Below are 20763 nucleotides of genomic sequence, written 5' to 3'. Positions count from 1 at the left end.
TTGAATAAAAAATTGAACAAACAGGAACAACTAAAAAGTTATGCCAAATTCAAGCGATCTGACGGCAGCCCTAATTGCTGCTATACCAAATCGTAGTAATCGAATCGTTCATATCCAAATTAAGCCGAAAGAAGTCTTTGCGCCCACACAAAGGAGCCAATCGCGCCAGATCATCGGCGGTGAGGCGGGTAGGATTATTGGTATTGGCGGTTACCTCAATCCCTGTGTCATACCAATTGCTGCCATTGTCTGAGGTATATTGCAGTTTCAAGGTACGCGATGCGATGGTAGTAGTGCCGATATGGGCAAAGTTGAGGCGAGCGGGCAAGGTAAAGGCAGCAGAATTCTCAGCCCCAATAATATCAATCATTTGAGCGGGTAGGGGCGCATTAAAAACCGTAGCGATCTGAGCCAGGTTGTTAACAAAAGCAGGATCGCTACTGCCATCAATTTTACTCAGCAGTGCATCCTTGCGGTCGAAGAGTCCATCGGCAATGGTCATTATTCTTTTCTCTCCTAGAACAAGAAGGTTAATTTGCCCTCATTCTAGCACCGCAAAGAAAGTTAAACGATCGCCACAAGCTATATTTGGTAATACCTTGTCGGTTTTTAGAATCTTTTAGAATGCAATTGCGCAGGGAAGCTCAAATCCATTCGCATATCTATTAAGCAAGTAGATTCTAAATAAGTATGATTCTAAATAAGTATGATTTAAGCAGCTTTGTGATGACCAAAACACAGCAAATGAAGCGATCGCTGGATTGACCTCTTGGCAATGCCCAAAAGTTAGCTAACAACTAGGTTGCAGTTAGTTTACTGACCAACCCAAAATGAGCTTCAACCAACTTCCGTTTGACGCAGAGTAAGCCATGGCGGAAACATTAACCATGGCGATCGGAGCTTAATTATATTTAGCTAGTCAATTCAATCAACTTAATTTAATCGATTAGGTTGATTTACCCTGTCTCTAGTAGTTCTAAGAAAACTTCAAGTAGCCTATATTCAGCATGGCTAAGCGTTTCTCCGTACCTTAGCTTTTCAAAAGTGAACTTAATGCCTTCAATCAAAAAATTATCCAGATTTAGCTCATTAGCTATGCCAATAAACTCATGCTCATTCTCCAGAAGTATGCCTATATCTTTTTCCATATTCATGTCTACTCTCAATCTATCTAAGTCTATATATGTTTTAGTTCCACATATTCATTACCTAGAAACTGCTATATTCCTATATGCATAACTTAAGCTGATGAGAAACTTTTAGCTTGCTGCCAATGGATGATTTGATCGCGGCGATCGGATGAATTACTTATGCCAATAGCATTAGCCAGACAGGTTTAGCTCTATTTTGGCTCAATTCTTCGTTGCCACTTCTTCGCTGTGTATGGGAACCAAACCACGATTGCTAAATCACCCATCTGGATCAACCAACGAGGCGATAACTTCAACCAGATCGTTATGGTAGTTTGAGCAGGTGAACGGATTGATATGAATCACTTGCGTCATGTGACAAGTATCACCAGGTCAGGAACTAAGTTAGATATGGCTAGATATGGCGATCGCGCTGGAAGGCTGTCAATTAACTACGAGGGGATGATTGAGTCATGACGATCGAAACGATAAGTAGATGATATAAAACTAAAGAACGAACTCATCTATCAGGAATGCTCAAATTCTTTCTGGATCACTGAGTAATTACTGTGCAAGCGATGTATAAAACTTGTTAGTAAATTGTAGTAGTTTTAGCCAACATTTTAGATCGAAAAAGGTTTTTAAAAACTTACCCTAGTAAGGGCTGGAATCCCATTTGATATTTCAATATATATCTATCCTCCAATTGGATTAACTGATTGGAGAATTTATCATATCCTATTGGAGTAGAATATCTCATCACATTGGATTATGTCAGATTTATGGTTAGGCAGATAAATTGGACTGCATAGACATGAATTTGAAGCAGAGGCAGTCATGAAAGCGATTCCTGATCCGGAACCTGTATTTCTAGAAAAAGTTAGAGCTTTGAAGTTGAGTAATTTATTGGCGGAGGAAATTGAACGAATTCTAGAAAAGAGCAAAAACAACCGGCCTCTCGACTTCCTAGAGGCAGATTTGATGGAATATACGATCGAGCTGGTCTACCCTGATCTGGTTTCCGAAGAATAGGGTTATTAGTCAAGTTGCGATGATTAGCATCCTGGAACATGTAGGAACATGTAGGAACAGGTGGCAAGCGTTATACCAAAACTTCGCTAATCAATTCAACTCTGGCAAGCTGTTGACCTGGGCGATCGCCTATGGGGATGACACTAATATATCTAATATCTAATATCTAATATCTAATATCTAATATATTTAAAAGCTAGAGGCTAGAACTAAGATAGACTTACTAACCCTGATTAGTTCCTAGCCCCTATGCATTAATCCAATTCATACTCTACTCTGAGCTACTGATCAATTAGACGTAATGCCGATAATTCGGTGATCTTACTTCCTTTTTACTAGTTTCTGAATTGGTTTCTGAATTGTTTTTTAAATTAGCAACGGATTGATCGCGGCGATGCAATCAGCCACAACTAACTTGAATTAGAAATTACCTTGCCATGAGAATAAGAATAGGTTATTACTAGTCGTCAATTTCCCAATGGGCTAATTGATTATCCACCGCATTAATATAGGCCTGATCGCTCAAGGATGATTGGGGCAGGCGATTGGTGGCGACAGCAGCCTGAACTAGTTCCAGGCCAGTTAATTCGCCAGTTTCATAGGCTGGGGTCAAGGCTTGGTAGCTGGGGATATCCTGTTCAGCGAAGGTGCCCTGTTCGGCCAGGGAAACTAATTGAAAGGGGTTATAGGCTACTTGTTTAACTTTCTCGGCGCGGGCAGCGGTGGGAAGAGCGATCGATAATAAAATTGCTGCCGTAGCAGTAGTTAAGCCAGTTGCTAAAGTACGAAAAAGAGGATTCATGATCTTGCTCCTTGATCTGTTATATCTGTAATACGTCATTCCATCTCAAATGGATTTAGATGAATTCAGATTGATAAAAAAGAAGTTTTGAGAATCAGTAAATTGGTAGCGATCGCCCTGGGCTATTCCGCCATTCCTTTATTCCTCAGCAGCAGTGCCACCATCTCTGCCCGCGATGATACCTCCAGTTTTCTAAACATCCGCTTCAACGCCTGTTTAACTGAATTTTCGGTAATCCAGAGCGACTTACCAATCTCACGATTAGTCCTGCCTTGAGCTACTAATGTGGCAATTTCTGTTTCCCTGGGCGTAATCCGCTGATCCTTGATCAGGCTTAGATCCTGTCGATCGCCAGCTAAAAGACTGCTGCTGTTTTGAGCAGTGCGGAGCTTAGTCAATCGCGCCGAAATATGTAGGCAAATCGCGTTTAAATCCGCCAGATCATCGGCATCAAAGGCTGGATCACGGCGATGCCGGGTAAAAGCTACCCCACCTAAAAGCTGACTATCACTCACGATCGGGCCTACCATCACATGGCTATGATCAGCCCTTGGGCAAATACTCCGCCAAACTCCAGGCGGCAGAATCACTTCATCATGCACCGCCGCATGACGCTGTACCAAGTAGCGCAATACCGGATTATGGTCGATCGACAAGGCCAACCGCATTGCCAGGGGACTGTTTTTATTGATCTTGGGCAATTGGCTCAGAAACATCAACTTCCAGCGCGTAGCGCCAAAATATGCCCCTAAATCAGCCATCACTGTTTGGTTTAGGGCTGCTTCATCTTGAGCCGCAGCGATCGCCTGAAACAATCCCTGTAACGAAGTTTGGGTTAATTGCTCCATTCCATTTAGCTCCTGTTGCTCATCGCCCTATGCATGGCTAAGTGTACCCGATCGAGGTCTATGCTGGTGGCCAGAATCACCCTAATCTGACTTTAGCATTGTGGCAAGACCAGCCAATTCACCCAATTGAATCGATGTCTTTTTATGTTCTTACTTACGATCCAACCGCCTGTTAATTTAGCCGACGCGATTGCTGATACACCGGCTCCCACTACTGATGATCAACCACCATCACCATCGGCAGTGATTGGCTTCTATGGGATCGCCATTGGCTTCAACCTCTGTCTAGGCTTGCAACTGCTCACAGTGGGATTAGCCTATTTCTACAACCCTAGCTGGTGGCAAATTCATGTGCTATTGGTGCGGGGATATGGCTGCCTAGCCTTAATTCTGGTGGTCTGGGCATACCTGGTGCGATTGCCCAAGCGACTGCAATTGCTAAGCCTCAGCTTGCCGATTTTACTTGGCCTCCAATTCCTCACCATCCACCTGCAAACACCGCTACCAGTACCCCTGGCAATTTTACACCCGCTGCTTGGCTTTACCCTGTTTTTTTGCTCTGCCACGCTGGTACATCGCACTGCCCAGTATCGCAAACACACTCTCTCGCTGTCGTAAACAATCATCAACAATTAGGATCAAAATGAATATTAATTTGACTCCAACCCAAAAACCAAACACTTATACGCACCCTGAAGTTCTGGTCGAGAATCAGTGGCTACTAGAGCATCTCCATGATTCTAATATTCGTGTCATTGAAGCAGGGATGAGCCCTGAGCCATACTATGAAGCTCATATTCCTGGTGCTGTTTTCTGGCATTTCACTGATCTATTTAATCCAGGTTTCCGCCTCAAGCTTGAACCGGATGCGATCGCTGCCCTTCTTTCCCGCTCCGGCATTGCCCCACAAACAACCGTGATTACCTATGGTAAATACCCTGGCATTGGTGCACTGCTGTTCTGGTTCCTGCGTCTGTTTGGTCATCAAAATGTGCGGGTCTTAAATGGCGGCCGACAAAAATGGCTGGCCGAAAATCAACCAGTTAGCCAGGAAGTGCCAACTCTCACGCCGACTGATTATCCAACTCCATCGATCGACTCCAATTTGCGTGTCCTGACCCAAGAGGTGCTAGCCGGAATCGATCGCCCCGATCGGGTTTTGTTGGATGTCCGTTCCGACGCAGAATATAGTGGTAAGTTGTTTCTGGATCAGCCCCCCACCGGAACCGAACGAGCTGGTCACATCCCAGGGGCAATTCACCTGGAAAATCTACTCACCCTGAATCCAGATGGCACTTTCAAATCCTTTAACCAATTGCAAGCGCTATTTGAGCAAAAAGGAATGAGCGCGGATCAAGAAATATTCACCTACTGTGCCTTTGGTGGCCGATCGGCTCATGTTTGGTTTGTACTGAAATATTTACTGGGCTATGCCAAGGTGCGTAATTATGATGGCTCCTGGAATGAGTGGAGTCGATCGCCTAATACACCAGTTCAAAGGTGAAGATAGCAAGAATAGAACCAATAACCAATAAATAGCCCCCATCGATCGCCGCTTCAATCAAGAGTTACGAATAATGGGGGTTATATTTCAACTTCGGTTCCGAATCAATCACCTTGCCGCGATGCCTTAGTGCCTACAGCATGATTCAGTGCCTACAGCATGATATCTACAGCACGCCAGTATTCTGCAAGCCCAAAATCACACCAGCACCCAGAATATGACCAAAACTGGTGGTGCCCAGCAATGCACCCAAGCCCATGCCACCAAACAATTCGGAAGAAGGCAAGCTACCGCCTTCATTCTGCTTATCGATCGTATATTTGCCAAAGGCGATCGCCAACACATTACAAATAATCATCACAATGCCAATACCAATATTCCAATCACTGGTGGAGGGCACAGCAGCGATCAGGGAATGCAAATTAAACAGCATATTTACTCCTTTTAGAGGGATTTAATAAATTAATAAGTTTAGAAATTGATAAACTCAAAAACAGCAGAAAACCTGGAATTTAATATCCAGAAACTTACTTACTAAACGTTTAGCGAAGTAAACAAATCCTGCCAGTAAGTCTAAGTGAGGCAGGATAAAAAATTGATATATCTTTTGATTTTTGCCTAATAGTGGTAACTAGGGTGCCTAGTTGTAGCAATTATTAACAAAATCTAAGTATTTATGCTAAGTCTTGATGCCAAATATTGATGCTAAATATTTATGCTAAATCAAGCTATTTTGCGATCGCCAAATCTATTGCTAGATCTACAGTAGCTACAACACAAACACCCGATCGCGCCCGCTCTGTTTAGCTCGATACAGCGCATTATCAGCCAAGTCAACAATGATATGGGGTCTGATACTCCGCGATGGCACCATACAAGCAGCCCCATAACTCATCGTCACAAAATCACTAATCATTGAACCTTCATGGGACAAGCGTTGTTTATATAACTGCTTTCGCACCTGCAAGGCAATCTTACGCGCCATGTCGATTTCCACCCCCGGCAGCACGATCGCAAACTCTTCACCGCCATACCTTGCCACCAGCGCATTTTGGGACATTTGCCGATAGCCGGTTAAATTATTCGCTAATTTCCTGGTGCCATCACTATCTTGATAGATAAAATCAGCGATGTTATGCATTTTCACCGTTTCATAGAGCACCTTGGCCACCTGCTGCAAGCAAACATCCCCCTTCACATGGCCATAGAAATCGTTATAGTTCTTAAAAAAATCAATGTCACACATAATTAACGACAGCGGCTTTTGCTGCGATCGCAGTTGTTGCCAGCAATAGTCCAAATACCGATCAAACTGACGACGATTGGCAATCTGGGTTAAATAATCGATCGATACCTGCTGTTGCAAGGTGCGGTGCAAAGACTCTAGTCGCCATAAACGCTGATAGTTATAGATCATCACCAACAACTCTGCCACTAAGATCGACAGGATCGTAGGCACCAAGGGCAACCACAACCCCTGCCAAAAGACGACATAGTTATAGACAGTTACAATCGTGGTCAACACCAGACCAATCAGTATAATTTTGAGGGGCGATCGCAACCAGAGACTAGCCAGCGCTGCCGCCGTCGCCCAGGCATACATTTGCAAATACTCCCAATGCGCCGCACAACCACGAATAATCGGTCGATCGCTCAACGCCGCATTGATCAATTGGCTGGCAAACTGAGCATGATAATCCACCCCATAGACATAATCGAGTGGCGCTTGGGAATTAAATGACACCGGACTAAAGGGGGTAAAATAATTTTCGCCCGCCCTGGCAGCATTCATGCCAATTAACACAATCCGATCTTGAATTTGGGATCGTTCAACCTGCCCCTCGATCACATCCTGGAGGCTAATTTTGGGGATTCCCGGCAATGGTTTGCGCCAATTTACCAACAATTGATAGCCCCCGGCATCAGCACGAACATAACCACCATCGGCAGCGGCAAAAGGAGTGGTGACAATATTGCCAAATTGAATCGAGCCATTGGCCAGATTCTGGGGCTCAATCCCCTGTGAATCTAAATAGGCGATCGCCAAATATGCGCCCAGGCTTAGCTGTGTTTCTTGATTAGCCGGGGTAATGGCCAGCAAGCCGCGCCGGATTTTGCCATCCCCATCCAACACCACATCACTAAAGCCAATCTGGCCACGATCGCGCAGAATGGGCGGAGCCAAATCCAAATCCGTTTGGACAATAACTCGTTCCACACCAATCAAATTATCAATTTGCGCAAACACAGCCTCAAGCTCCTCGTGGCCTGGGGGAACTTTCACATTGCGAGTCAGGTTCAGCCCAATCACATTGGGTTCGAGGGCTTCTAGTTTAAGCAGAGCCTCCGCCAAAAGGCGATCGGGAATTGGATATTGATCGACCCAGGCAATATCTGCTTCGGTAATGCCAACTATGACAATCCGCTCCTCGATTGGCTCATCTGACTTCCAGCGAAAAAACTGGTCATACATCGACCATTCCCACAACTGGAGCAAGCCGATCGATCGCACCACAACCACCAGCACCACTGCTAATAGTGCCGTTAGTAATGCCAACCAAAAGAGCTTACTCCTATTTCCGAGTTGCCGCATCAAACCCTAATTTCTGCTGTCATATGGCTTTAATCAATGCTTACTTTCAATCCAGCTTTGATAAGCCTTCAGTCAGTTACAAGCAAGTTACAAGCAAGTTACTTGTGTGTTTTGAGCGCATTTTTAATAACTTTAACCAGATGTCAATTGTCAATTTAGATAGATTAGATATATCTGATCATAGCCATTCCCAATCGTATTCATGCGCGATCGCCACAGAGTTAGATCTCAGCTATAGCTAACCCTGACTTGAACCAATTAAGCAATCTCAACAATCCCAACAACTCAATCCCACAGAGGTTGACCCTGCAAATGTAATCATATTCAGCCAGAGGATTGAGACTGGCTCAAAAGTCCTTTGCTAAAAATCCTTACTTTGCTGCCAATAGTCACTATGGCTACGCGATCGGCATTGCAAGGCTAAGTAGCTGCCTGTTATTCAACTAATGCATTGATGTTGATGTATTAATGTTGAGGCATTAATATTAATTAAATATGTTTCATGCATATGGCTTCGCTTTGATAGACAGAGACCCACTAGGTTCTGTCAAGCCAGCGATCAATTCAACCATCTGGCTAAGCGCTACGATCACACAGTTATAGTTACGCTGGATCAGCACACAAACCAATATATTCAGCTTAGATACATCTGTGATGTATTAATGACATATCAATAGTGCACCAATGATTTTATAACTACCTCAGACCTTACTGGCTTTTGGTAGTTCCCTCACAAACATCTAGTTTCTCAATTGTTCGTAAAATCGAAGGCTGGAGTGGTCAACTCAGCCAAAACATTATTGTTACACACTAACCAATCACTGCTTAACTTAAATTAAAATCTGGCTCAATCGCGGTTATATTTTTGATTTTTTAGTTTTCTAATTAAGTTCTGGCGATCCTCTTGCTTAATTACAATATATGTTGCGCTATGGCGATCAGGGCTATGGTTCTCTGTATATTATTTATTTATTTATGGGGAGCAATTGCAACATGCTCAAAATGCGATCGATCAGCGATGCTGCAACTGCTTGGTCAACAGCATGGTCGATCATGAATAGATGTAATTACCAAGCCAGGATTGTCTAAAAGCCAAGGGCGATCGCTAAACGCAGTAGTTAACCTAAGAAAAAGCCCAGCTAAAAAACTGGGCAGGGACTGTTGTCAGATTCTGGGTTATCTGTGTTGATATTACGCAGCGATCGCTAGATCAGATTTATGTTTTTTAATTAGTTCTGCTTAGTTTTGGGCTGTGATAAATCGATGTATAGTTTTTTCCTTTTTCAAGCTATGCTGAGTGCAAGCTCACTTAGATATAATCAAACAAGAGTAACAGTTCATTCCCTTCCTAGTGGTCTGCGATCGAGACTGGGTATAAACTGGGTATAAACTGGGTATAAAAAGGCAGCAAAACAAAAAGAGTAATCGGCTCAGATCAAAGATTCATGGTGGTTTGATTCAGTCAGTAAAAGAACAGCCCCAAATCCCACCCATTCGTTACAAAATGTTTTAATTCACTTGCAAGTCAGCAAGCTAAATCTAAAAAAAATAGACAGCTTAATTCCGGCAATCAAGCTCGCCCTCTCCACCACTAGGAACTGACAAATAGCCGCTTTTTGCTGATATTTTAAGGTCGGCAAAGGTTTAGAAATACCAACAATTAATTACTCACTCAACAATTAAGCAGCAATTGCTTAACATTAACGCAGGTGAGGCATAATATAAAGATTAGGAAGCCTACTTAACACTTCTTTGAATAATAAAAAATAATAAAAGAGTAAACAGGCTTTTATACCTCCTACCTAACACCACTCTAGACGCTTTATAGGATAAAATATAATGGTTAAGCCCGATGGGGGAAACCCATCAAAGAAAGTGCCATCCAAGAAACCACGCGTTTCGGTCTATGTTAATGAAGACATCAAAGAAGAGCTAGAAAAGCTAGCCGATCAAGAAAAGCGCAGTGTGTCCAATCTGCTTTATGCCTGGATCATAGACAAGATCGAAGCAGCTAAACAAAACGGCGATATCTAACCGACATTTGTTCAGGTTGAATGTTGAGATATTTGTTTGACCAAATTTCCCTGAGCCCCATCAGTTTAGGTAGCCATTAGCCGCGCTAGCCTGGTCTGGTTTTTGGTTAGTTCTAAGTTAGTTTTGATTATGCCTAATTAGTATTAGTTGCGCCAACGATCGCAGATTGTAGGTCGATCGTGCCCTCCGACTAACCCACTAACCCAACTAATTCAATCCCCCTTAAAACTAGAAGAGCCCAACCACGGTGGCCGGACTCATCTATTAAACGAACTATGAGCAATAATGTGCAAATTAAGTAAATCAGTCACTAAGACAATAAATAATAAAAATTGTGCTTACTAGAGGTTTACAACACTTACTTAGCTAATTCTCGATCGATTCTTATTCCCAACCATTCATAACCTGATCGGTTTCTCTCAAGTAAGAGCGAACTTAATCAATTCACTCAGCTAACAATTAGCCAACAACCTGTAATTCCTGGCTGAGTGTGATTTAATTTATCTCACCAGAACCATCGCTGCGTTACTAAATCGTTTGCGATCGCCCCGTTGGTTTCCTTTTCCATTCCCTTTCTTAGAGATGGTATGAATGTAAAAAGAGAAGCCAGCGAAGATAATTAATCATTCGCTCCAACCAGAAACTACTAAACTCCTGGAACTACTTTATTGGGTTGCCTTTGAGCAAATCCAAAGCCGTTCTTAACTTAGGGAGCCTAAATAGCGGTAGGAATTAAGATATGAGCTCTTAGCTATGCCTGACTGTGGGAGGAGACACGAACCCAGATAAGTCAGAAGCATGTGTTTGCTTTGGTTTGAGCCGTTTTGTTTGGTTCATCTCGTGTCTTAACTATAGATTAACCTACCCAACCGTTCCTTTCAATCGCAATTTACACAATTTTACAATTGGCTTAGTTCTGATCCACTTGATCCACTTGCGTCTATATGGTGCATCATCTTTACAAAACTTCGTTTACTCCCCCTGGAATTGTTCTTAGAATTAAACTAGTAGACTGCAAAATCACTCGATCGGGTGTGTTTCTGGGCATATTTCAATGCAGCTACATCAGCTTCGATCGATCTATGCCAAGCCCTAAACGAACTAATCAAACTAAGTCAAAGTAACAAACCCAAGCGGCAAGCAAATAGGAGGGAGATATGCGTATTCATCGTTGTGTAGTGCCATTCAAAGCAGGCGAAAAATATAGCTGCGCCAAGTTCTATGCCCATGCTGGCAATCTGTCTGGCCCACCGATCCTTTCGATCGGCGAGTTTGATTTGGGCGGCGCATATCCAGCTTGCGTATCTTCTAGCTGCTGCCAAGGCGCATATGCCCTAGGAGCCACCGAAGAAGTCAAAGCCCTGAAGATTCATGTGCATCTCAATGAACCCGCCGCGATCGATGGCGAGGTGGTTGTTAATGTGTTTGTGGAAGGAGCGTTGGTAATGAGTTCGCAAGCTGGCCGCAAATGCCCAGTGGGTGCCCTCTAAGCAGTATGCTGGAGCGGATTTAAATCTAATCCTAATCGATCAAGTAGATCAAGCATGTCCAAAATAATTAACCAATCATGTTTGGTGACGCTTAAACAGGCAAACCTAGCAAAGTTTTGGTTGGCTTCGCCTAAGCAAAAAAAACAAGCAAAAAAAACAAGCCCAAAAACGAACCTAAAAAGAAATATCAAGATATCCATCAAAGCATAACTAAACAAAAACCCCCACCAGCAAAGGCAGGGGTGATGGGAATTATCGTAGATAGAAGACTGACGAGAATCTATGTAGGTGTGAATTAGGTGTGAATCGATTTGAGGATCGACTTAATTAGAGATGGTTTGTAGGTGGTTGTAAGACGCTTGCTCAACTCCCTACAGTTATGATCTTAGGCGACTCGATCGATTCAGGTGGTGATTTATATCAGTTCGCTCCTGTGATTGTTGGCAGGCTTATTAGTGATGTGGCGCACTATTCACCGCCCACCTTCAGCGAAGCCAATTGGGAATCCACAGCAGAAATGAACCCAGCAGCATTAAGGAACTCGGTGGGCAAGCGATTAGTAGCAACGGCCGCTTCCACAATATCGGTGCCATTCACTTCGGCACTCCTGGCCGCGATCGCTCAGGGACCCAGTTCCTACTCTCAATCAGGATTCATAAATTGCCAAATCAAAATTCATGCCAGCAAAAACCAATAAAAAAAGCCCCCACCGATCGTGGCAGAAGCATTTAAGCTATGGTAGATTTGAAAACTTATCGCAACTTGCAAATCAAAAAACCACTTATGACTATTTAAGGCTATATATTTAGATATTGATTGAGATAAGTATTTGATCTCCAACAGCTAACTTTTTTGTCGTAGTTTGAATTGCAATCGACTAGATTAATTACCTACAATCTGGCAATCTGACAATCTGATTAGCTCTGGCTAGAGCTAGTTTTTGATCGCATATAATCGCATATATCATATACATAAGAGACAGAATAGATATAGCGGATATAGCGGATATATTAGTAAGAAGCCTTTGCAAAACCCTAATAAAGCCCTAGTAAAGGCTTGGTAAAAGCTGCCATAGAACCATCAGTGACCAAAAAGCAATAAATAATTAACCTTGCCATACCTGCGATCAAGGAATTAAAGGACGCGAAATTTTATGGAATTTGTGACTAACCCTACTGTCGGCCTTTTGGAAACAAATCCCTTCGTGCCTCACGGCCACTGCTATCTATGGCAACCGCAGTTGGTGGGGTTACATGTCGGCTCCGATCTGGTCACGGCCTTTGCCTATTTTTTAATCCCGATCCTGTTGGTCTATTTTGTGCGCCAACGTCGGGATGTGCCCATGGGTGGTACATTTGTGTTATTTGGCGCTTTTATTGTGGCCTGTGGTGCCACTCATATTCTAAGCGCGATCACAATCTGGTATCCCTTCTACTGGAGCGCCGGCATAGTTAAGGCAATTACGGCGATCGTCTCGTTGTTTACAGCGCTGTATTTAATCCCGATCCTGCCTAAAGCCCTGTCACTACCAGGCCTAGAAGCAGTCAATCAGGAGTTGGCAGACCAAATTGAACGCGGCGAAGCTAGTGAAGCAGCATTGCGGGAAAGCGAAGAAACCTATCGCCAGGCGTTTGAATATTCCTCGGTGGGGATCGCCCATGTGGCTGCCGATGGCTCGTGGCTGCGGGTTAACCCCAAACTTTGCGAAATAGTCGGTTATACCAAAGCCGAACTAATGGCCTTAACTTTCCAGGACATTACCCATCCAGAGGATCTCGATAAAGACTTGAGTTATGTACATCAGGTGTTGGCCGATGAGCTCCAGACTTATTCGATCGAAAAGCGCTATATCCATAAAAATGGTGATGTGATCTGGATTAATTTATCGGCCTCGCTGGTGCGTGATGCTGACGGCACGCCTAAATATTTTATTTCGATCGTCGAAGACATTAACGATCGCAAACAGGCTCAGCAGGAAGTCAGGATTGCCGAAGACAAGCTGCTTAGTGCAGAAGCCAAACTAATCAGCGAAGCCCGCTTTCGCACCCTGGCGGCAGCAACTGACCAGATTGTGTGGTCTACCAGTGCCACAGGTGAGGTAATTGAACCAATTCCAGGCTGGGAAGCCTATACAGGGAAAAGCTTTGAGGAATATCGGGGCTTGGGTTGGCTGGCGGCGATCCACCCGGATGACCGCGATCGCGTTGCCGCCGCTTGGCAGCAGTCTATGGCTACTAAAACCATCTATGAAATTGAATATCGGATCAAAACCAAAACCGGCGACTATGGCTATTCCTGGGTGCGGGGCATTCCGGTACTCAAGCCCAATGGCGAAATTCAGGAATGGCTCGGCATTTTCATGGATATTACCGATCGCAAAAAAGCCGAAGAAGAGCTACGCGCCAGTGAGCGCCGTTATGCAGCTCTGGCTCAGGCTGCCCCCGTGGCCATTTTTCGCACCGATGCCCAGGGTAATTGCCTCTATGTAAATGAATTCTGGTGTGAATTGGCTGGATTTGACATGGATCAAGCTCTCGGCCAAGGCTGGGTCAGTGCGATCCATCCGGACGATCGCGCCCAGGTGTTTGCGGTCTGGGACAGCGCCGCCAAGCAAAATAAGCCGTTTAAAGATGAATATCGGTTTCAGCGCCTCGATGGCACAATCACCTGGGTCTATGGCCAAGCCGCTACTGAGATTGATGATCATGGCAAGATCATTGGCTATGTGGGCACATTGACTGACATTAGCGATCGCAAAGAATCAGAAAGTGTACTCCAGCAGTTTAACCAAACCCTCGAAGCCAGAGTAGCCGAGCGCACCGCTGCTTTAACACTCAGCGAAGAACGGCTGCAACTAGCACTGGAAGCCACCGGTGATGGTTTGTGGGACTGGAACATTGCCACCGGTGAAATTTACTTTAGCCCAGAATGGTTTAAATTATTGGGTTATTCTGAAACCGACATCGACTCGGATATTAAAGCGTGGGAAGCCCTGATCCATCCTAAGGACAAGTCGGCAGTGATGGACAAGCTAAATGCCCATCTCCAGAATCCCACCGTTCGCTACATCAGTGAACATCGAATGTTGACCAAAGATGGTAAATGGCAATGGATGGGGGATTATGGCCGGGTGACTGCCTTTGACGAGCATGGCAACCCCTGCCGTATGTCGGGCACCCAGAAAGACATCACCGATCGCAAGCAAGCTGAGTTCTTGATTAGTAAACAAGAAAAATTTCTGCGTCGCCTGATCGATGCCAACCCCAGCTTAATCTATGTCAAAAATTATGAGGGGCAATATGTTCTGGCCAATCAAGCAGTAGCGCAGTTATATAACACCGCCCCATCGGCGCTGGTGGGCAAGACTGATTTTGATCTAGAGGGCGATCGCACCGTGGCCGCTGCCAAACTCGCCGCCGAACGGAAAATCATGAATAGCACTTTTCTGTTGGTAACCGAAGATGAAGAGGTAATTGATGTAAATGGCAAGAATCGCTATTTCCAAACCATCAAAACCGCTTTGACCTCCGGCAATAGTCAGGGCAAGCAATTGCTGGTGGTGGCCAATGATATCACCGATCGCAAGGCCGATGCGGCGCGATTGCAGCAAATCAATGAACAATTAATTATCACCAACGCAGAACTAGCCAGAGCCACCAAGCAAAAGGATGAATTTTTGGCCAACATGAGCCATGAACTGCGCACGCCACTTACTTCGATCCTGGGGATGTCTGAAATTCTGCTCGATCGGGTATTTGGCGATCTGACCGAAAAGCAGGCTAAATATATCGCAACCATCGATCGCAGCGGTAAACACCTGTTAGCTTTAATCAACGACATTTTGAACCTGGCCAAAATTGAAGCGGGCAAACTAGAATTGCAAAATGCCCCAGTTGGTGTGCGTCACCTGTGTGAATCGGCAATGGTTTTTGTGAAGCAACAGGCACACAATAAAAATATTAGCCTGGAAGTGGCGATCGCCCCTGAGCTAAAGCAAGCCACGATCGAGATTGATGAAAAGCGGATGTTGCAAATCCTGCTCAATTTACTCAGCAACGCGGTTAAGTTTACGCCCAATGATGGCAAAGTGAAAATAGAAGCCAAAATGCTAGCCGCCCAGGAAGCCATTTGTTTTAGTGTGATTGATACAGGCATTGGCATCGCCAAAGCGGATTTAGATAAACTATTTCAGTCCTTTGTGCAAATTGATAGCAGTCTGGCACGGCAATATGAAGGGACTGGCCTGGGACTAGCTTTGGTCAAGCAGATCGCTACCCTCTATCACGGCGAAGTACAGGTAACCAGCACAGTGGGCGAAGGGAGTTGTTTTTCAGTGGTTTTGCCCTATGCCAATCCCACGATCGCTACTGGTGATCAACCACCTACCCTCGCACCATCACCAGAACCCGCCCCCCTAATTAGCTCAGATCTGCTCCCACCACCGGGCGAAAATGCGCCATTAATCCTATTGGCAGATGATAATGAAGCAAATCGCAGTATGCTATCAGAAATACTGATGTATCAGGGCTATCAAGTAATTACAGCCAACAATGGGATTGAGGCGATCGATCAGGCTAAGGCTAATTTACCCCAATTGATTTTGATGGATATTCAAATGCCTCAGCTAGATGGTTTTGCGGCGATCACACAACTTAGAGCCGAGTCACCCACCGCCAACATTCCGATCGTGGCGCTCACTGCCCTAGCCATGACCGGAGATGGCCCAAAATGTCTAGAAGTGGGCGCGAATGAATACATTAGTAAACCGCTCAATTTAAAACAGCTCAGCGGCCTGGTTAAACAACTGCTGAATTCTAATTCTCAAGTTTAAATTTGGTTTAGTTCTACTGTTCAATATGCTTAATATGCTTAAAGGGGGAGCGTCATGTTGGATGCATCGGATACATTGAATGCCGAATTACAAGCCCAGATCCTGATTGTGGAAGATAATCCAGATAGCCTGGAACTGTTGGCGGATGTGATCACCAGCTATGGCTATGAGGTAAGCACCGCTGCCGATGGTAATCAGGCTCTAGCCCAGGTGGCCACCAAAACCCCCGATCTGATTTTGCTTGATATTATGCTGCCCGGTATAAATGGTTATGAAGTCTGCCAAAATCTCAAAGAGAAAGAACATACCAAAGATATTCCGGTCATTTTTATCAGCGCCCTTGATTCTTCTAAATATAAGCTCAAAGCCTTTGCCGTTGAAGGCGCAGATTATATTACCAAACCATTTAAACCCGCCGAAATCTATGCGCGAATTCAAAACCAACTGCTAATCAAGAATTTACAAAATAACCTCAAGCATCAAAATGAAACCCTCAAACGCACTAATTCGTTGCTCCAGGCGCAAAAAGAGGCGGTGATCGATGGCATTCTGGCGGTGGATGAACAGGGGCAGATCGTCAACTTCAGTCGGCGATTTTGCGAGATGTGGGATGTGTCCCCCGAACTGATCGATCGATCGCTCAATCAACTGCTCAGCCCGCTCTTGATTAAAGCTGATTTACCTGAGCCCCTGGTTGATTTGCTCGAAAGCGCCTACGATCACCCCGATCAGACCAACCAAGCCGAAATTAGCTTCAAAGGCAAGATCTACGATTGCTACTCCAGCCCAGTCACTTCGCCCGAACAAAAGTTCTATGGTTTGGTGTGGTATTTTCGGGATATTACGGAGCGTAAAAAAGCGGAAGCTGCTCAGAAACAGCTAATGGCGGAGTTGCGCCAGGCCAAGGAATCAGCGGAGGCTGCCGCCAGAGCCAAGTCAGATTTTTTGGCGGTGATGAGCCACGAAATCCGCACGCCGATCAATGGCATTTTGGGGGTAACGCAGCTATTGGCCACCACCAACCTCACCGCAGAGCAACAAAAATTGATTCAAACCGCTCAGGTCAGTGGTGAAACGCTGTTAACGGTGATCAATGATATTCTCGACTTCTCTAAAATTGAGGCCGGCAATCTGGAATTAGAACGGCTGCCCCTCCAATTACCCGGTTGCATTGATGAAGTTTGTAAGCTCTTGACTCCTAAGGCGATCGCCAAGGGGCTTAAACTCAACCATCAGATCGCCGCTAATGTGCCAATTAGTATTGGTGGGGATGTGAATCGGCTGCGCCAAATCCTGCTGAATTTGATTAACAATGCAATTAAGTTTACTGAAAATGGCCAGATCGATGTGGCGGTAAGTCTGTCGTCGTCACCGATCCCAGATATCAAGGGTGACGCTCAACCCAAATCAGACCAGCCAAACCAACCAGAGCAACCAGAGCAGGAAATTGAATTATTATTTGCAATTACCGACACCGGCATTGGCATGAGTGAAGCGGAGGTAAAAGGTCTCTTTCAACCATTTTTCCAGGCCGATGCTTCCATCTCGCGCAAGTATGGCGGTACTGGCTTGGGGTTGGCAATTTGCCGACGCTTAGTGGAATTAATGGGCGGTAAAATTTGGGTCGAGAGTAAATCAGGCCAGGGCTCCACCTTCTGCTTCACGATCGCTACCACTAAGCTTGATGTCCCGATCCCCACCGCGATCGACAATGCTGCCAAACTAAAGCCCTTTCAGTTAAATCAAAATCTAGCCGCACAGCTGCCACTCAAAATCTTGATTGCCGAAGATAATTTAATCAATCAGGAACTAACCCTGGCCATGCTGGTAAAAATGGGCTATGAGGCGGATGTGGTGGATAATGGCGTGGCCGCGATCGCCGCCCTGCTCGAAAGTGCCTATGATATTTTGTTTTTGGATGTGCATATGCCGGAAATGGATGGCCTGGAAACCGCTAGATATCTGGTGCAAAAATGGGACACCCTGGCGGTGAATTATACCCGCCCAGCGATTATTGCCATGACCGCCAACGCGATGGAAGGCGATCGCCAAATGTGTTTAAAGGCGGGGATGGACGACTATGTGAGCAAGCCTGTTTTGCTCGCAGAATTGCAGCAAATGTTGCAGAAATGGGGCGATCGCTCATCACCATTACCTACCAACCCAGTAGTAGAAGAACCCACCGCCATGAACCTGCTGGATCATCAAGCAATCGAAAACATCAAACAGGTCAGCCCTACGCTGCTACCACGCATGGTTACTTTATTTAAGGATCAAGAACTACCCAACCTGCTGCCCAAATTAAAACAAGCGATCGCCGAGCAAGAATATGAGCAGATCTATTATGCTGCCCACACCCTCAAAGGTAGCAGTAATGCCCTGGGTGCCAAGGGTCTATCACAAATTTGTAGCCAACTAGAAACCAAAGCCAAAGCCAAACAAAATGATGGCTTAGTTGATCTCGTCGAGAGCCTAGAAGCGCAAATAGAGCCAGTGTGTGAAGCGATCATAGTCCTGGTGGAGCAATAATTAATCATTCATTCATTCATTCTGGCTGGCAATTAAATATCTCCTATCGCCTCCCAGCCATAAAAAAATAGGGCAGCCATGTAGCTATGCCCCATTTAGATTAAGGATCAATTCAATTATAGTTTTGCAAATCAAACTAATACGACAATTAGCTTAGTCAATCAGCTTTGCCAACCAAATTAGCGTTAGCGATCGCTAAGAAAAGCGCTAAGAAACACAATGTTTTTTACGATCTAGTTTTTGTTTTTGCAAAATCCGGCACATAGTCGAAACCGAGACTTCAATCCCAGTACGTTGATGCATCTGTTGACATAAATCAACTAAAGTAGCCTCTGGATGATCTGCGACCAACTCCGCCAACATGACCAGATGTGGGGGGCTGAATTTGGGCTTAACCCCAGCCCGATAGGGTGTGGGTCTGATTGTGCCTTTGTCTCGATATAGCTGCAGTAGCTTATGGACACTATTTTTGCTGACACTAAACCGCTGCGCCAATTCCCGAATTGAACCTTCTCCATTTTCATAGGCAACCACAATGCGATAGCGTAAATCCAAAGAATGAGCTCTCATAATTAATTTAAAGCTCCTCAAATCCGTCTTTTATAATGTAGAATCCGTCTTTTATAATGTATTAGTTTATGGCAATGCAATATATAAAGATGTTTAAACCGCTGGTGATCGCCCAATTAGGATGCCGCTCTTGATAGTTTAGATTAGATCGGCAATTATCGTCACTCTTTGTTTTACAAATTTGTTAACCAGTTTCGATTAGATCATAGTAAAATGTACCAGGAGCCATTGTTTCAACCAATTATAGATAGAGAATAACCCGATTGAATATGTTAAATTAGTGTGATTAAGACCTGAAAAAGACCATGGGGGACTAGGATTTGATACTCGTTGTAGACGATGAGCCCGCCATATTTGATGTGATCGAAGGTATGCTTGCCCGCGAAGGATATGAGCTGGTTTATGTGAATAATGGCTACGAGGCAATTTCTTATTTAGAAAATCCGGGAAAGCAACCACCGGACTTGATTCTAATGGATGTGATGATGCCGAAAATGAATGGCTTGGAAACCTGCAAGCGGGTTAAGGCCAACGCAGCATGGCGACATATTCCGATTATTATGCTCACGGCGCTGAATTCCAAAGAGGATTTGGCCCATTGCATTGAAGCGGGGGCGGATGACTTTATTGGTAAACCAATTAGCAGTATTGAACTACGATCCAGGGCGCGATCGATGTTGCGGATTAAGCAGCAATATGATGCCCTAGAATCAACGATGCGGCAAAAGGAAGATGTCACTAATATGGTGGTGCATGATCTGCGCAACCCCTTGAGTAATATTTTTCTGGCGATTGATATTTTAAATAGAACTGATTTGAGTGAAAATCAAAAGAATAAAATCGATCGCATTCTAAGCGCGGCGGAGCGGCTCAATTCGCTCGTTGATGATATTTTGTTCATTGCCAAGCAGGAAGCAAATAAGCTGGTATTGCAAAAGGAAGAAGTGAACCTGTCGGACATGGTGATGCAGGCGTTAACTGACTTTGAAGAGATCGCCAGGTCTAAGAATTTAACAATTACAACGAAGTTCCCTGAACAAAAAGTTAATAGTTTGCTGGATATTAAACTAATTCGCCGCACGATCGATAATTTGCTGGCCAATGCGATCAAGTTCTCATTTAACGACAGTCAGATTTTAGTGCAAGTGGAAGGGCAAGATACTCCTGAACTAAAGACCAGGGTATGTGTGGCGGATAATGGTATGGGGGTAGATCTGCGAAGTATAGAAAAAATCTTTGAGAAGTACGAAGTGGGTGAAGATGATAATAAGATGAGCCAGTTTGGGCTGGGTTTGGCCTTTTGTAAGATGGTAGTGGAAGCCCACGGCGGTAAGATCCAGGTGGATCGAAATAAGCCCCAGGGTGCTGTTTTCACCTTAGAAATATAGGCAAGCGAGAAA

At 44.7% G+C, this 20763-nt stretch carries 16 protein-coding genes; 8 read left to right on the top strand and 8 right to left on the bottom strand.

The window, feature by feature from the left end; all coding sequences use genetic code 11:
* Window positions 1-70: 70 nt before the first annotated feature.
* Complete coding sequence (locus tag PSE7367_RS18495) at window positions 71-502, bottom strand: hypothetical protein (RefSeq protein ID WP_015146086.1); 432 nt, start codon at window positions 500-502, stop codon at window positions 71-73.
* 454 nt (window positions 503-956) lie between these two features.
* Window positions 957-1154 carry a hypothetical protein gene (locus PSE7367_RS18490; RefSeq protein ID WP_015146085.1) on the bottom strand — a complete coding sequence of 66 codons (198 nt, stop codon included), beginning with the start codon at window positions 1152-1154 and terminating at the stop codon, window positions 957-959.
* Window positions 1155-1967: 813 nt separating this feature from the next.
* On the opposite strand from PSE7367_RS18490, the gene PSE7367_RS18485 reads away from it, so the two are divergent.
* Entirely contained in the window at window positions 1968-2162 is a 195-nt protein-coding gene (locus PSE7367_RS18485; protein WP_015146084.1) for a hypothetical protein, read from the top strand.
* Window positions 2163-2622: 460 nt separating this feature from the next.
* Here PSE7367_RS18485 and PSE7367_RS18480 read toward each other — a convergent pair whose 3' ends face one another.
* Together PSE7367_RS18480 and PSE7367_RS18475 are read right to left on the bottom strand one after the other, a co-directional pair.
* The gene (locus PSE7367_RS18480) at window positions 2623-2964 is read right to left on the bottom strand and encodes a hypothetical protein (protein WP_015146083.1); all 342 of its coding nucleotides are present in this window, start codon (window positions 2962-2964) and stop codon (window positions 2623-2625) included.
* A gap of 122 nt (window positions 2965-3086) precedes the next feature.
* Window positions 3087-3812, bottom strand: coding sequence for a helix-turn-helix transcriptional regulator (locus PSE7367_RS18475; RefSeq protein WP_015146082.1), 726 nt, complete (start codon window positions 3810-3812; stop codon window positions 3087-3089).
* Window positions 3813-3956: 144 nt separating this feature from the next.
* Between PSE7367_RS18475 and PSE7367_RS18470 the strand changes: the two genes are divergently transcribed.
* Together PSE7367_RS18470 and PSE7367_RS18465 are read left to right on the top strand one after the other, a co-directional pair.
* Window positions 3957-4430 (top strand): DUF6220 domain-containing protein, encoded by a 474-nt coding sequence (locus PSE7367_RS18470; protein ID WP_015146081.1) that lies wholly within the window; start codon window positions 3957-3959, stop codon window positions 4428-4430.
* A 25-nt stretch (window positions 4431-4455) separates the two neighbouring features.
* The gene (locus tag PSE7367_RS18465; protein WP_015146080.1) at window positions 4456-5316 is read left to right on the top strand and encodes a sulfurtransferase; all 861 of its coding nucleotides are present in this window, start codon (window positions 4456-4458) and stop codon (window positions 5314-5316) included.
* Between the two features lie 166 nt (window positions 5317-5482).
* Here the strand turns inward: PSE7367_RS18465 and psaK are convergent, their stop codons facing one another.
* The gene (psaK, locus tag PSE7367_RS18460; protein ID WP_198013531.1) at window positions 5483-5737 is read right to left on the bottom strand and encodes a photosystem I reaction center subunit PsaK; all 255 of its coding nucleotides are present in this window, start codon (window positions 5735-5737) and stop codon (window positions 5483-5485) included.
* Window positions 5738-6085: 348 nt separating this feature from the next.
* Window positions 6086-7873, bottom strand: a complete 1788-nt coding sequence (locus PSE7367_RS18455; protein ID WP_198013529.1) for a CHASE2 domain-containing protein — start codon at window positions 7871-7873, stop codon at window positions 6086-6088.
* A gap of 1875 nt (window positions 7874-9748) precedes the next feature.
* Here PSE7367_RS18455 and PSE7367_RS21340 point away from each other — a divergent pair.
* Window positions 9749-9943, top strand: coding sequence for a ribbon-helix-helix domain-containing protein (locus tag PSE7367_RS21340; protein WP_015146077.1), 195 nt, complete (start codon window positions 9749-9751; stop codon window positions 9941-9943).
* Between the two features lie 1157 nt (window positions 9944-11100).
* Window positions 11101-11433, top strand: a complete 333-nt coding sequence (locus tag PSE7367_RS18445; protein WP_015146076.1) for a hypothetical protein — start codon at window positions 11101-11103, stop codon at window positions 11431-11433.
* Between the two features lie 468 nt (window positions 11434-11901).
* On the opposite strand, the gene PSE7367_RS23035 is transcribed toward PSE7367_RS18445, so the two are convergent.
* Entirely contained in the window at window positions 11902-12030 is a 129-nt protein-coding gene (locus PSE7367_RS23035) for a hypothetical protein (protein ID WP_264314207.1), read from the bottom strand.
* A gap of 556 nt (window positions 12031-12586) precedes the next feature.
* Here PSE7367_RS23035 and PSE7367_RS20825 point away from each other — a divergent pair.
* Together PSE7367_RS20825 and PSE7367_RS18425 are read left to right on the top strand one after the other, a co-directional pair.
* Window positions 12587-16264, top strand: coding sequence for a PAS domain S-box protein (locus PSE7367_RS20825; protein WP_015146074.1), 3678 nt, complete (start codon window positions 12587-12589; stop codon window positions 16262-16264).
* Between the two features lie 54 nt (window positions 16265-16318).
* Window positions 16319-18793, top strand: a complete 2475-nt coding sequence (locus tag PSE7367_RS18425) for a response regulator (RefSeq protein WP_015146073.1) — start codon at window positions 16319-16321, stop codon at window positions 18791-18793.
* A gap of 207 nt (window positions 18794-19000) precedes the next feature.
* Here the strand turns inward: PSE7367_RS18425 and PSE7367_RS18420 are convergent, their stop codons facing one another.
* The gene (locus PSE7367_RS18420; RefSeq protein WP_015146072.1) at window positions 19001-19363 is read right to left on the bottom strand and encodes a helix-turn-helix domain-containing protein; all 363 of its coding nucleotides are present in this window, start codon (window positions 19361-19363) and stop codon (window positions 19001-19003) included.
* Window positions 19364-19683: 320 nt separating this feature from the next.
* Between PSE7367_RS18420 and PSE7367_RS18415 the strand changes: the two genes are divergently transcribed.
* Window positions 19684-20751, top strand: a complete 1068-nt coding sequence (locus tag PSE7367_RS18415) for a hybrid sensor histidine kinase/response regulator (protein WP_015146071.1) — start codon at window positions 19684-19686, stop codon at window positions 20749-20751.
* Window positions 20752-20763 lie beyond the last annotated feature (12 nt).

This window comes from Pseudanabaena sp. PCC 7367, assembly GCF_000317065.1.
In the GTDB taxonomy this organism is placed as follows: Bacteria; Cyanobacteriota; Cyanobacteriia; order Pseudanabaenales; family Pseudanabaenaceae; genus Thalassoporum; species Thalassoporum mexicanum.
This window is presented reverse-complemented; position numbering and strand designations above follow the sequence as displayed.